Genomic DNA, 14,287 nt, shown 5'->3' with positions numbered 1-14,287 from the left:
TTTTGAATAACGATTTTTGAATGCAAAGTGGCAAAGTGACAAAGTAGCAAAGTGGCAAAGCGAAAAGTAGCTAACTAAAAACTCTGCAATTCAGAAACTTTGGAACTTTGCGCCTTTGAAACTTTGAAACTCTGAAACCCAGAAACTTTTAAGAATATTTAGTAACTTGCAGTTCTATCTGGGGATGATTTCTCTCCCACGCTGCTTTTTCGAAATCTTCGAAAGAATAAAGGTACAGTAGGAATGGTTATTTTATCAATTTAATTTACATTAAAATGGCTGTTTTAGAACAATTAACACCACAGCAAGCAATTGCATTAGAAAACAAGTACGGAGCGCATAACTACCATCCACTTCCTGTCGTATTAAATAGGGGTGAAGGGGTATTTGTGTGGGATGTAGAAGGGAAGCAGTATTACGATTTTCTATCGGCTTATTCGGCTGTAAATCAAGGACATTGCCACCCGAAAATCGTGAATGCTATGATACAGCAAGCACAAACTTTAACCTTGACATCGCGTGCCTTTTTTAATGATGTACTTGGTAAATATGAAAAATTTGCCTGTAATTTTTTTGGCTTCGATAAATTATTACCCATGAATACGGGTGCTGAAGCTGTAGAAACGGCATTAAAAATTTGTAGAAAATGGGCGTATGAAGTTAAAGGTATCGATGAAAATGAAGCAGATATTATTGTGTGCGAAAATAATTTTCATGGGCGAACAACTACTATTATTTCGTTTTCTAACGATCCTGTGGCACGGAAAAATTTCGGGCCTTTTACAAAAGGATTTATAAAAATTGAATATGATAACCTAGAAACCTTAGAGACTACATTAAAAAGCAACCCCAATGTTGCTGGTTTTTTGGTAGAACCTATTCAAGGTGAAGCAGGTGTTTATGTACCACAAGAAGGTTATTTAGCAAAAGCAAAAGCATTATGTGAAAGCTATAACGTGTTATTTATTGCCGATGAGGTACAAACAGGCATTGGCCGTACAGGAAAATTACTAGCTGTAGATCACGAAAATGTAAAACCAGATATTTTAGTTTTAGGAAAAGCTATAAGTGGTGGTGTGTATCCTGTATCTGCGGTTTTGGCAAATAACAGTGTTATGGATGTGATTAAACCCGGTAACCACGGAAGTACTTTTGGTGGAAATCCAGTAGCTGCTGCAGTAGCCATTGCTGCTTTAGAAGTTGTTAGAGATGAACAACTTGCTGAAAATGCCGCAGTTCTAGGTGATCTATTTAGAAGTGAATTGAATACATATATCGAAACAAGTAAAATAGTTAATTTAGTGAGAGGTAAAGGCTTGTTAAATGCTATTGTAATTAATGATACTGAAGAGAGCGATACTGCCTGGAATATTTGTTTGGCATTACGTGATAATGGATTGTTGGCAAAACCAACTCATGGAAATATTATTCGTTTTGCACCGCCTTTGGTCATGACTAAAGAACAATTACTGGATTGCGTAAGTATCATTACAAAAACACTTAAACAGTTTGAAAAGTAGTTTTATATAAAGCTTAAACATAAAAAAGCGACCATATGGTCGCTTTTTATTGTATATAAAGTGATTACTTATTTTGCCATTGTTCCAAAACTCTTTGTGATTGTTCCATTATTACATCCCAACCGACAGTAGATATTGTATAAATCGTTTTAGCTAGGTACAAAATGTTAATAATAAGAATGACTAAAGCTACTGTTTTAGCGGTATTCATAGATTTCACACTAGCTTGGTCATAGTTTTCGGGGTTAGCTTTAGCTGCATTTAATTTGCTAAATGCTATATAAAAAGCAATTCCAGCTAAAATAAAACCGAGACCACCAAAGCAGCAACATAATAAACCTAAAATTGCTAAAACATAAACGATGGTTGGGTTGAGTTTTTGTGTTTCCATATTAAAATTGATTAGTTAATTTTCTTAATTATAAAACTAGTAATAATTATAATAACAGAAGCAATTGCAAGCGCATTTATAATTTTACTTGAATGCTTTACCTTAAAAAAAAAGTTGAATATTATAAATAAAGTTAAAGGAATAAGAGTATATATGGCAGGGTACATATAAAAAGCAGATACAAATTCACCATGGATTATTAAGGATAAAGACCGCTGAAAACCACAACCCATGCATTCAAAACCAAACAATTTTTTATTTAAGCAAGGCAACATATAATCATCTAAAGAAGACATACTATAATTTTTAGTTTTCTTTCAAATTTATAAAAAAATCATAGAAGTGTTGTTGGTTTTTATTACTTTTTAGTAGACACAATAATTTTTTTGGTAAAAGCCTGATCGTTTTCCAATAAAATATTTACAATATAAACACCATCGCTTAATCCCTTAGTAGAATAATTTTGTGTGGTTTCTGTAGATTGTATTTTTTTATGAAGAACACGTTTGCCCGTAACATCTATCAATTCCAATACATGAATGTTTATAGCTTTTGGATTGTTTAAAGTTAATGTGGAATTGTTATGATATACTTTAAGTGTTTTAAACTCTTCAAAATCATTACTTAACGTGTTTTTAGTAAAAGTAACCTCAAAACGATTCGAATAATTTCCGGCTTCTAAATTGATATTAAAATCTTGATTGTTTAAATCTACATAGGTATCATTTTTAGTATCATGAATATAGATGCTTGATGCATTTTCAAAATTTTGAACATCAGCAATTCTAATTCGTACTGGCATGTTTTTAGCAACCTTAATAGCTAAAGGAATTTTTAGGCTTTCATCAAAAGTAAGCGCCCCAGCGGTGTATGAATCAACACCAATTATCCAATGGGCATCAGACTTTAAAACGTCGCTTGCATTAATCTTAGTTTCCAATCCATAATCAAATCCTTCAGTAGCCGAAATATGAAAAGTTTGTGCTATTTGCCTTGTGTACGTGTTATTAAAATCGATATTTAGTCTGAAACGCTTATAATCGGAAGGTACTATTGAGAAGCCACTGCTTGTGCTGGCTGCCTTTTGAGTTTTTGAATTGGTTGTTTTAAAAAATTCACTATCTACATTTGTTTCTTTTACAAAAACACGATGGCTGTTTTTAGCTTTAACTGTACCGGTAGCTGTGCCTTCAACCATAAAGCCTTGCCCAATTGGGATGTATCTCTTAGGAAGTTTAGAACCAGTGCCTACACCACCAGTGTTTATACTACCATCACCATTATAAGTATTAAAGGTTGCAGGTAATGTCGTTTCAACTGTTCCACTGGCATCAATGATATAAGTGGCATAACCGGCTTGGTAATCGGCCAAATAATGAGAGTTTACGTTTGGGTCTTGCTCCCAATAATATAAAGTTCCAGTTATAACCGCTGCATTGTCTGGGTCGTGAATATAAGCTAAAGCATCCATAGCTGATGGGTACGGATTGCCAACCAAAGTAAATGCATTGTTTGAAACATCTACAGCTAAAGTGCCATTATTTGGTTTGCCTCTAAAGTCGAAACGTTGTGCATCACCAGAGCCCTGAGTACCCTTCATAGTAAATCCTTCACCAGGATTTATTGTGGTATTGCCTTGTACATGTACCCAATCGGCGTAAGTACTTCCTGCTATATATTTCCAAATCCAAAATGGTTCAATGTTTAAAGGCGTAGAAGTGCCGTTGTAAGAACTAGAATGTATGTATGTTGCAGGTGTAGAATTTGTTAAATCTATAACATCATTTAATAACGAAATACCAAATGGATTATTTACTAAGTTATTGGTTTTGCTTCCAATAGGGGAACACCAGTAATTATATTCATAAGCGCCAACATTAGCCTCTTGATAAACACTTAATTCTCCAACACCAGAATTTCCCGTTGTGCCTGAGCCTTGTATAATTTGCGCTTCATCTCTTAAATAAATCTTACTATCAGATTCATTTAAATTTATATCATCTTCAACAAAAACAATTTCATCGGTTATAAATATATAAGCATCGTTTCTTATAGACAATTGTCCATAAGACAAAGCGCATGATAATGAGAAGAATATGATGAATTTGTTTAGCATTATTAAAATAGGTTAAGTGTTTAATTAACAAAGATATAGTTATTTTTTTACTTAATTATTCACTAAGCGATTAAAAGTGTATTTGGGCGTTGTTTTAAAAAAAGGCTTTTTTACTATAATTAATACTTAGTGTTCGATTAAAGATTTAAGACCGTTTTGCTAAAAGAAAATAGAAAAAATAATATAGACTATTGACATCAAATAATAATCACTAACTAGCTCATTATTGCAAAAAGCAAATTATCATATCAGAAATATCTTCAAAATAACATTATTACTGTGTTTGTAGAGAATTGAAAAAGTTTTATTGGACAACAATGATGTTTAATCTGAATAATTCTCCGACGGCTCTCCTTCGAGGATAGTCTGCTTCAAGAAATTTTTAACTAAACTTAGATAGTTTCTTAAATAAAGTCTAATTTTTGATGTAATTTTAGAGCTATAAATTCACATGTTAATAATGAAATATTTAAACTATATATTTATAGTGCTTGGTGCTGTTGTGGCTATTTATGCCAAAGCAGGAGAAGAGCAAAACCAGTATATTTTAATTGGCGGAATTGTAATATTGATGATTGGTATTTATAGGATATCGAAAACCATTCCTAGTAAAGAAGAAGATGATGATGATTTGAATAATGATGAAAATTAAAGCTTATGATTTTTGAAGTAGGTGACAAAGTTTTGGTTATAGACGAAGCCATGTCTGGCATTGTTAAAAAAATAGTAGGAAACACTATTTCAATTGAAACTGATGATGGTTTTTTGCTCGATTTTGAAAGTAATGAGTTGGTTAAAAGAACTTCTAAAGTAAATATTAAAAAGGATTTGTTTTCACATGCTAATGCTGCAACGGCTTTAAAGGAAAAGGAGCAATTTGCCAAAAGAAAGCAGGCCAGAGTTAGAGCAAAAGACCGTTTTGAACCGACTATGGAAGTCGATTTGCATATTAACCAATTGGTAAAATCATCAAAAGGAATGAGCAATCATGATATGCTAACACTACAATTGGAAACAGCCAGACGCCAATTGGATTTTGCCATATCAAAACGCATTCAAAAAATAGTTTTTATACATGGAGTAGGCGAAGGTGTGCTAAAAATTGAATTGGAATATTTGTTTGCTAAGTACGATAACGTAAAATTTTACGATGCCAATTACCAAAAATACGGTTTAGGAGCCACCGAAGTTTATATTTACCAAAATGTGTCTACTGGTTAATTAAAATCTGGTGTTTCTTCTCTAAAGGTAGATATTGCTTTGTTTTCTAAAACACCAAAATCAAATTCGTCTTGCGATAAAATTTCTAAACTAATCCCTGTTATTTTAAGTTCGACTAAATAGCTTTTATAAATAGTATGCACTCTAAAAGCCGTTGCAGGCACTGTAGATATTACTTCAGGGTTTAAATAATCAGCAATGCCATTTAAACTAATATCGTTTGTAGGGTTTTCATCCACCGATTGATTTTCCTCATCGCGGGTTAAAACCTTATCACCATCATCATCATCATCCAAATAATCAGGAGTACCATCACCATCGGTGTCTTGCGCATCACTTAAATCGCCATCACCATTTGGATCTGGCTTTTCACTTTTGGTAAGTACATTATCGCCATCATCGTCTTCATCTAAATAGTTTGGAATACCATCACTATCGCTATCATCATCGGTTAAATTACCATTATCATTAAGATCTTCTAATTCAGCAGGAATACCATCATTATCATCTTCAGTTAAAGAAGCCGTTATAATAGCTGTAGAAGCACTTTGATAATCTTGGGCTATTTTTATTTCTGAAGAAGGCACGTCACTACAAAATAAATTCGCGGGTAATGTCGCATTATTGTAGGTTCTGTAATTAAAGGTTCCTGATTTAGTTATGGTAGTATCTGTGCCTTTAAAACTTAAAATAGTTTCAAGTGTTAGGGAATTAATTAACATGGATAAAGATTCTGACGGATCGTTTTTGGTTTTATAAAATACTAAGTCAGTTTCTCCACAGGCTTGAAAAGTGTTGTCAAAATCAAACGCAACATCAATAACATCTCCATCGTCACAGGTATAAAAACTTAAAAGGCACACACTAAAAAGAACAAAAAATAATTTACGCATTCTATTTGGGTTTTAAGGCAAAAATAAACGAATTGTTAATTATAACGTAGTATATTAATAATAATTTTATTCTGGTTATTTTTACACTCTAAAAAAATAACATGCAACAGGTATATTTTGATAATGCAGCTACGACACAAGTTAAAGATGAAGTCATTACTGCCATGACCGAAGTTTTAAAAACCAATTACGGTAATGCCTCATCGTCGCATAGTTTTGGTAGGTCGTCCAAGGCATTGATTGAAAAATCAAGAAAAGCCGTTGCTAGTTATTTAAATGTATCGGCAAGCGAGATTATATTTACTTCTGGAGGAACTGAAGCCGATAATTTAATTTTATTAAGTGCTGTTAGGGATTTAAAAGTAACACATATTATAACTTCTAAAATCGAGCATCATGCCGTTTTGCATACTATAGAACAACTTGTTAAAGACTATAAAATAGCCGTTAGTTATGTTGATTTAAAGCCAAATGGAAAGATTGATTATTTGCATTTGGAAACGCTTTTGAAAACTGAAAATAAAACGCTAGTAAGCTTAATGCATATTAATAATGAAATAGGTAATATTTTAGATATGAAACGTGTGGCGAGCTTATGTAAAGCGAATAATACATTGTTTCATAGCGATGCGGTACAGTCTGTGGGACACTATAAAATGGATTTGCAAGATATTCAAGTTGATTTTATTGCGGTGGCAGCTCATAAGTTTCACGGACCAAAGGGTGTTGGTTTTGCATTTATTAGGAAAAATTCAGGATTGAAACCATTGATTTTTGGTGGCGAGCAGGAACGAGGACTTCGAGCAGGTACCGAAAGTGTTCATAATATTGTAGGTTTGGAAATGGCTTTGAAAAGTGCTTATGAAAATTTAGATAATGAAACTGCATTCATAAAAGATTTAAAACAATATTTCATAAATAAAATTAAAAGTGATATTCCCAACGCCACTTTCAATGGAAGGTCTGGTAATATGGAAAAAAGCACCTATACATTGGTAAATGTATGTTTGCCAATACCACCTAAAAAAGCTGCTATGCTGTTATTTCAGTTAGATTTAAAAGGAATTGCTTGCTCTAAAGGCAGTGCTTGCCAAAGTGGAAGTAACCAAAACTCGCATGTGCTGACTGAAATTCTAAGTGCTGAAGATATGCAAAAACCGTCCATTCGGTTTTCGTTTAGCATATATAATACTAAGGAAGAAATAGATTATGTGATTGGCGTTTTGAAGGCGTTTGTTGATTAGTTAAAACTTCATGGTCGTTCTCACATTAAAAACCCTTGGCGTTAAATAGTTTGGAATAGCATATTGGCGTTTTGTATATACATCGCGCACCCAAGTATTTGTAATGGAGTTTTGTACATCAAATATGTTATAAATTTCAAACCCAAAAGAGAGCTCTTTAAATGGTTTTTTCCAACCGCTTTCAAATTGCTTTTTATCATCAACCAATACAAATTGCAAACCTAAATCGGCACGTTTGTATGATGGTAATCTATTTTGATAATCGTATGGATCGGCATAACTTGGTGAGCCTCCAGGTAAACCGGTGTTGTAGACTAAATTCAAATACAGTTTCATATTAGGAACATTAGGCACGTAATCTTGAAATAGGGCAGCAAATTTTAAACGTTGATCCGTAGGGCGTGAAATATAGCCTTTGTTATCAATGTTATCTTCGGTTTTTAGGTATCCGAAGCTAAACCACGATTCGGTTCCGGGAACAAATTCACCATTCAAACGCATGTCCAATCCGTAAGCATATGCTTTGGCATTGTTGTTAGCAGCATAACGAATACGTACATTTTCTAAAGTATAGGGGTTTACATCCGAAAGATTTTTGTAATAAGCTTCAGAAGTAAGTTTAAAAGGGCGCTCCCACATTTTAAAACTATAATCATTACCTAAAACGACGTGAAACGATTGTTGCGCTTTCACATGAGGTTGTACCACACCATCTGAATCTCGAAGCTCTCTGTAAAACGGTGGTTGGTAATATACACCCGCTGCTATTCTAAAAAGCATGTCCTTTTCCCAATAGGGCTTTATAGCGAATTGTGCTCTCGGACTAAATACGGTTTGATTTGACGAAGAAATATTATCCCCATTTACAGTCCAATTATGCACACGAACCCCGGCATTGTACCAAACATCACTGGTACCCATAGTTGCTCGCTTGCTCCATTGTGCATAGGCTTGAACTCGATTGATTTGTGTGTAATTGGTAGCTCTTACATTTGTAAATGGTACTAAAGGACCACTATACGGCACATAAGGCTGCTCATTTGCAGGTATTGTTTTTGGTGGCCGTATTGAAAACCCAGCTGAATCTATGATTTCCCATTCAACCAATCGGTCGCGAATATCTTCGTTGGTATATTTTAAAGCCCATTCAATACGATTATCAGCAATTTTAAAATCGCCTTTATGCTCTATATTCGTAATTAGAGCATCTAGATCGTTTCGTCCGTGATTCAATTGACCACCAATACCTCTACTAAATTCTACTTCCCCTAAATTTTCTTCGCCAATATTCGTATTCACTTCCCCTAAACGGTACTGTGCCAAAATATCAAAATGCTCTTCTTCGGTCGTATGGTATCTAGAAGCTATTAGCTTTAAGGTTAAATCGTCATTTGCAAAGTAAGTTCCTTTAAAAGCACCAAAATACGTTTGATAGCGGTCTTTTTCCTGGCCTTCGTAAAACACCAAAAGAGCCATAGGATCGGCAAGGGTGCCAAAATTGGTTTGACGTGTTTGTGGCTGGTAGTTGTATTTGTTAATAGAAGCGTTTCCTAAAAAACTTAAATGAAACTTGCTTGTGAATTTGTAAGTAAAATAAGCTTGAGCATCAGCAAATGATGGTTTAAAATTGGTTTCGGTTTCTTTAGCTTTTACCAGTAAACTGTTGTCGCGATACCGTAGCCCAACAATTCCAGAAAATTTAGAATCTTTACTAATATTTTCAACAGAAAGACTGCCACCCAATAAACTTAAATCGGCATTCGCTTCAAATTGATAAGGGTTTTTATAAGTAATATCTAAAACCGACGATAATTTATCACCATATTTTGCTTGAAAGCCACCTGCTGAAAAATCGACATTCTGCACCATGTCGGTATTCACAAAGCTTAAGCCTTCTTGTTGTCCAGAACGAACCAAAAAGGGGCGGTACACTTCAATATCGTTTACATATACCAAGTTTTCATCATAATTACCACCACGCACCGAATATTGTGTACTTAATTCGTTATTGTTGCTAACACCAGGAAGTGTTAACAATAAGTTTTCAACCCCAGCATTGGCACCAGGTATTTTTCTAATGGTTTCGGGTTTTAAGGTAATGATACCTTCAATATCTCGTTGGCGTTTGTTAGTAACAATTACGGCAGCTATTTGTTCTATAGAAGTACTCATAACCGGATTAAATTCGTAATCCTCACCATTTTTTAAATTAAAAACACTTACTATTTTTTTGTATGATAGATGCGAGAATTCAATAGTTACGTCTTGGTTTGCAGGAATTTCCAAAATATAAAAACCATTGAGGTTGGTGACTGTTCCCTTGGTATCGGTTTTAATGTTTACGTTTACAATGGGTGTGTTGTTTTCGTTTAAAATAATGCCCTTTATGGTAGCAGTTTGCGAATAACCAACAAGAATAATCGAAAAAAATAATAGGGTAAAAACGTAAAAATTTGTTTTCAAATGGCAGTTGTTAAGTGTTATTTCCTGAAAAATGTTGCTTCAAAAGTAGCGCTATTTCCAACATTATCGGTTACAATTAGCTTAAAATCATTCTTAGTATCGGTAACGATGTCGTCATTAAAATCGTAAGTAAGTGTTTTTGTTTTGTAATCATATTCCATTAAAATCCATTTACCGTTTACGGTTGCTCGGTAATTAGAAATTCCAGAAAGCGTGTCGTTTATCTTAACTTTCAAAAATCTAAAATTGCTTAACCATTGTCCGTCTTTAAAATTTAAAGCTGATATAGTGGGTTTTACTGTATCGGTTGCAAGCGCATAAGTGCCCAACGTTTTTGTACTTGTTGATAATATATTACCGGCTCTTTTTGTAAATGAGTATAATGGGTATTTTTTATAGCCTACCAATCTAGCAATAAACAATTTATCCTTATCGGGATCTTTGTAATTACTAATATCGTAGCTTATAGTGAAGTTTTTTCTAGTAGGCACAATATCTTTATGTAAAGTTAAGGTGTCGTTATTTACATTAAAATCCATATAGAAATTTTCATAAAAGGTTTCTGGGTAAAAATCGACCGATACATTACCTGACTTTAAATTGGTAGATTGATTTGCGGTAATATAATAAGGTGTTGTTTTTTCTACTTTGGGATTTGAAATTGTTGTTTTGTTACCTTTAATGTTGATGGTGACAAACGATGCGTTGTTTTTAAAATCGGAAACACGAATTTTATAAACCGAAGCGGTGCTGTCTTCAATCGTTAAAACACCCTCGTTTAGTGAGGGTTTTAAGATGCTTAACGGATTGCTTTTTTTGAATAATTTTTGAATACGTTGTCTATTACTAATATAATGCTCATAATCTATAAATTGATTGATGCACGATGACTCATCAAAAGAAAATACACTAAAATCGACTTCAAAATTCTGGTTGCCATTTAAAAAGGTTTGAATATTGTAAACCCCGTTTGAGTTTGCCGCCAAATCCTGTCGGTCATTAGTTTCAATACCAAAACCGATATTTCCAAAAGCTTCAATACTTTCAGTAGTATAATCGCCGCTTTTTAAAGGTATAAGCCTTAATTTTTGTTTAGAGTTTGATTTATTAACAGACGCATTTTCATCTAAAGTATAGGCATAAACAGCACTAACGGTAGGCTTCGAAGTGTCTTTTATGTCGATACCAAAAAGCATAGGGTTCATGGGGCGCTCTTCTTTATCGCGGATTTCAAAATGTAAATGCGGTCCGCCAGAGCCACCGGTATTACCGCTATATGCAACCAGACTGCCTTTAGTAACAGGCAAGGTTTCAGCACTTGGGAAGAGCTCAATTTCAAATGATTCTTTTTCGTATTGTTGTTTTTTAATATAAGCTTCAATTTCTGGGGAAAATTTTTGCAAATGACCATAAACCGTTGTATAGCCATTAGGATGCGTGATGTATAAGGCTTTACCGTAACCAAAGTGGGCTATTTTAATTCGGCTCACAAAGCCGTCGGCACATGCCAATACTTTTAACCCTTCACGCTGTTGCGTTTTTATATCTAGACCAGAATGGAAATGGTTAGAACGTAATTCACCAAAGTTGCCAGCCAAAATAAGTGGGATTTCTAATGGTGGATTAAAATAATCTTGTGGATAATTATTTTGGGCATTGGTAAATATTGGGGAAACTAAAAAAAAGAAAAGGATTAATCGCATATAAAAGTAGTTGGTGCTAAAATATTAATTAGTTATTAATGTGCAAAAGAATAAAACAAAAATCGAGCCATGCTCTTGATTATGAGCATTAACTAAAATTTTAAAATTTTATTAAAAAACAATTGTAATTTATAAGCAGGTATGTTAACTTTGTGAGATAAGTATTGAAATTTGTAAATGAGTAATATTGAAGATATTGTAGATTCTTTAGAAGACAAGATTAGCAAGGTATTACACAAACTAGAGCTTTTGAAGCTTGCTAACTTGAAATTGAATGAAGAACTAAACGTTTCAAAGCAAGAAATTCAAAACCAAAAATTGCATATTGCAAGTTGGGAAGAAAAGTATGAAGCGCTTAAAATGGCAAATACAATACTTGGTAGTGACAACAATAAAAGAGAAACTAAGCTTAAAATAAACGCATTAATTAGAGATATTGATCATTGTATCGCTCAGCTCTCAGATTAATTCTAAAAAAAATCAATGTCAGAAAAGCTTAAAATAAAGCTATCTATAGCTAATAGAGTGTACCCTTTAACAATTGACGCAAGTCAAGAAGAAGGGTTACGGAAAGCGGCTAAAAACATTGATGCTATGATTAAACAGTTTGAGCAGAGTTATTCGGTTCGGGACAAACAAGATGTATTGGCCATGTGTGCTTTACAATTTGCTTCCCAAGTAGAACAGAAGTCTATAGATAAAGAAAGTATAAGTGAGCATGCAGAGGAAAAGCTAAATGCGTTAAACAACTTATTACAATCTCATTTAGTCTCTTAAACGTTCTTTAAAATAAACTAAAAAGTTACTGCCTACATTAGTTATTTTTTTTGATAAACTCAACGTTAATTCTTTAAAAAGGGTGAGTTTAAGTTGTAAAAGCATGCTGCATGTACTGAATTTATTTCAATACCTAGCAGATCCTTGATCAGCTTGTTAGCCCTAAACTTGTTTTTAAGGAGTTTATACAAAATTTTAAGCTGGTGTAGGCTTTTTTATATACAAAAATTAACTAAACACAATAATGGATAACTCAATTATATTGATTGCTGGGGGCATAATATTAGGACTAGTAATAGGTTTTATTATAGCAAAGACCTTAGAGAAAAACAACGCTTCCAAACTTGTTAAGGAAGCAAAAAAAAGTGCAGCTTTAATACTTAAAGAAGCCAATAGTGAAGGAGAGTCGATTAAAAAAGATAAGATTCTTCAAGCAAAAGAAAAATTTTTAGAACTTAAAACAGAACACGAAAAAGTGATTCTGTCGCGGGATAAAAAGATGGCAGAAGCCGAAAAGCGTATTCGTGATAAAGAATCTCAAATATCTAACGAACTGGCTAAGACTAAAAAGTTAAGTGAAAATCTTGAAATCAAAGAAAAAGATTATGATCATAGATTGGATGTACTCGATAAAAAACAAGAGGAAATAGATAGATTGCACAAAAGTCAAGTGCAACAGCTAGAAGTTATTTCCAGTCTTTCTGCCGAAGAAGCGAAGTCGCAATTAGTAGAATCTTTAAAAGGAGAGGCTAAGAATGATGCCATGGCGTACATTCAAAGCTCGATGGAAGAAGCCAAATTAACGGCAGAACAAGACGCTAAAAAAATTATTATAAATACCATTCAACGTATAGGAACAGAAGAAGCGGTTGATAATTGTGTCTCTGTATTTAATATAGAATCGGATGATGTTAAAGGACGTATTATTGGTCGTGAAGGACGAAATATTCGCGCCATTGAAGCTGCAACAGGGGTAGAGATTATTGTTGATGATACCCCGGAAGCTATTATATTATCTTGCTTCGATTCTGTAAGACGTGAAATCGCCCGTTTATCATTACATAAATTAGTAACCGATGGTAGAATTCACCCTGCAAGAATAGAAGAAATTGTAGAGAAAACCAAGAAACAAATAGAGCAAGAAATAATTGAAGTCGGTAAACGAACCGTAATAGATTTAGGAATTCACAATTTGCATCCTGAACTTATTAAAATGGTGGGTAGAATGAAATACCGTTCGTCTTACGGACAAAACCTATTACAACACTCGCGTGAAGTCGCTAAACTTTGTGGGGTGATGGCTGCCGAATTAGGATTGAATCCAAAACTAGCTAAACGTGCCGGTTTGTTACACGATATAGGTAAAGTGCCGGATGCTGAAACCGATATGGAGACACCACACGCTATTTTAGGTATGCAATGGGCTGAAAAATTTGGTGAGAAGGATGATGTATGTAACGCTATTGGTGCGCATCATGATGAGATTGAAATGAAATCGTTATTAGCACCAATTATTCAAGTTTGTGATGCTATTTCCGGAGCACGTCCAGGAGCACGTCGCCAAGTTTTAGATAGCTACATTCAACGTTTAAAAGACTTGGAAGATATCGCTTTCGGATTTACTGGAGTTAAAAAAGCTTATGCCATTCAAGCGGGTAGAGAGTTGCGTGTTATTGTTGAAAGCGAAAAAGTAGACGACCAAAAAGCAGCCGATTTATCATTTAGTATTTCTCAAAAAGTACAAACCGATATGACCTATCCAGGTCAAGTTAAAGTGACGGTTATTAGAGAAACTAGAGCGGTTAATATTGCTAAGTAACAATTCCTGCGAAAGTAGGGATCCTAATACATCTAATTATAACAAAAAGTCCAGCTATGTATGCTGGATTTTTTTTATTTTACCATCTAACCATCTAACCATCTAACCATCTAACCATCTAACCATCTAACCATCTAACC

Annotated in this window: 13 protein-coding genes and 1 other RNA gene; 8 read left to right on the top strand and 6 right to left on the bottom strand. The window is 33.9% G+C overall.

Features of this window, described 5'->3' with window-relative positions:
* Positions 1-275 precede the first annotated feature (275 nt).
* On the top strand, positions 276-1,520 hold the full coding sequence (rocD, locus tag ACGLWY_RS08180) for an ornithine--oxo-acid transaminase (protein WP_396619186.1): 1,245 nt from the start codon (positions 276-278) through the stop codon (positions 1,518-1,520).
* Between the two features lie 64 nt (positions 1,521-1,584).
* Here the strand turns inward: rocD and ACGLWY_RS08175 are convergent, their stop codons facing one another.
* From ACGLWY_RS08175 to ACGLWY_RS08165, 3 genes are all read right to left on the bottom strand, one after another.
* On the bottom strand, positions 1,585-1,911 hold the full coding sequence (locus ACGLWY_RS08175; protein ID WP_396619185.1) for a CCC motif membrane protein: 327 nt from the start codon (positions 1,909-1,911) through the stop codon (positions 1,585-1,587).
* Positions 1,912-1,922: 11 nt separating this feature from the next.
* The gene (locus ACGLWY_RS08170) at positions 1,923-2,186 is read right to left on the bottom strand and encodes a DUF2752 domain-containing protein (protein WP_396619271.1); all 264 of its coding nucleotides are present in this window, start codon (positions 2,184-2,186) and stop codon (positions 1,923-1,925) included.
* A gap of 83 nt (positions 2,187-2,269) precedes the next feature.
* Positions 2,270-4,027, bottom strand: coding sequence for a T9SS type A sorting domain-containing protein (locus tag ACGLWY_RS08165; RefSeq protein WP_396619184.1), 1,758 nt, complete (start codon positions 4,025-4,027; stop codon positions 2,270-2,272).
* A gap of 460 nt (positions 4,028-4,487) precedes the next feature.
* On the opposite strand from ACGLWY_RS08165, the gene ACGLWY_RS08160 reads away from it, so the two are divergent.
* Positions 4,488-4,679, top strand: a complete 192-nt coding sequence (locus ACGLWY_RS08160; protein WP_396619183.1) for a hypothetical protein — start codon at positions 4,488-4,490, stop codon at positions 4,677-4,679.
* 5 nt (positions 4,680-4,684) lie between these two features.
* Positions 4,685-5,248, top strand: a complete 564-nt coding sequence (locus ACGLWY_RS08155) for a Smr/MutS family protein (protein WP_396619182.1) — start codon at positions 4,685-4,687, stop codon at positions 5,246-5,248.
* Here the strand turns inward: ACGLWY_RS08155 and ACGLWY_RS08150 are convergent.
* A complete protein-coding gene (locus ACGLWY_RS08150) occupies positions 5,245-6,141 on the bottom strand; it encodes a hypothetical protein (RefSeq protein ID WP_396619181.1) in 897 nt (298 codons plus the stop codon). The two genes, ACGLWY_RS08155 and ACGLWY_RS08150, sit on opposite strands and share 4 nt — an antisense overlap.
* Before the next feature lie 101 nt (positions 6,142-6,242).
* Here ACGLWY_RS08150 and ACGLWY_RS08145 point away from each other — a divergent pair, with 101 nt between their 5' ends.
* Positions 6,243-7,385 (top strand): cysteine desulfurase family protein, encoded by a 1,143-nt coding sequence (locus tag ACGLWY_RS08145; protein WP_396619180.1) that lies wholly within the window; start codon positions 6,243-6,245, stop codon positions 7,383-7,385.
* Here the strand turns inward: ACGLWY_RS08145 and ACGLWY_RS08140 are convergent, their stop codons facing one another.
* Together ACGLWY_RS08140 and ACGLWY_RS08135 are read right to left on the bottom strand one after the other, a co-directional pair.
* Positions 7,386-9,848, bottom strand: a complete 2,463-nt coding sequence (locus ACGLWY_RS08140; RefSeq protein WP_396619179.1) for a carboxypeptidase-like regulatory domain-containing protein — start codon at positions 9,846-9,848, stop codon at positions 7,386-7,388.
* Positions 9,849-9,865: 17 nt separating this feature from the next.
* A complete protein-coding gene (locus tag ACGLWY_RS08135; protein ID WP_396619178.1) occupies positions 9,866-11,551 on the bottom strand; it encodes a M23 family metallopeptidase in 1,686 nt (561 codons plus the stop codon).
* A gap of 177 nt (positions 11,552-11,728) precedes the next feature.
* Here ACGLWY_RS08135 and ACGLWY_RS08130 point away from each other — a divergent pair, with 177 nt between their 5' ends.
* The 4 genes from ACGLWY_RS08130 to rny all read left to right on the top strand — a co-directional run bounded on the left by ACGLWY_RS08130 (position 11,729) and on the right by rny (position 14,147).
* Positions 11,729-12,019 carry a hypothetical protein gene (locus ACGLWY_RS08130; protein ID WP_396619177.1) on the top strand — a complete coding sequence of 97 codons (291 nt, stop codon included), beginning with the start codon at positions 11,729-11,731 and terminating at the stop codon, positions 12,017-12,019.
* A 15-nt stretch (positions 12,020-12,034) separates the two neighbouring features.
* Positions 12,035-12,328, top strand: a complete 294-nt coding sequence (locus ACGLWY_RS08125) for a cell division protein ZapA (protein ID WP_396619176.1) — start codon at positions 12,035-12,037, stop codon at positions 12,326-12,328.
* A gap of 57 nt (positions 12,329-12,385) precedes the next feature.
* Positions 12,386-12,513, top strand: a non-coding RNA gene (ssrS, locus tag ACGLWY_RS08120) — 6S RNA.
* A 59-nt stretch (positions 12,514-12,572) separates the two neighbouring features.
* Entirely contained in the window at positions 12,573-14,147 is a 1,575-nt protein-coding gene (gene rny / locus ACGLWY_RS08115; RefSeq protein WP_396619175.1) for a ribonuclease Y, read from the top strand.
* Positions 14,148-14,287: the final 140 nt, after the last annotated feature.

The sequence above is a fragment of the Mariniflexile sp. HMF6888 genome (assembly GCF_044335535.1).
In the GTDB taxonomy this organism is placed as follows: domain Bacteria; phylum Bacteroidota; class Bacteroidia; order Flavobacteriales; family Flavobacteriaceae; genus Mariniflexile.
The sequence above is the reverse complement of the archived record's forward strand: the minus strand, read 5'-3'. Positions and strand labels throughout refer to the sequence as shown.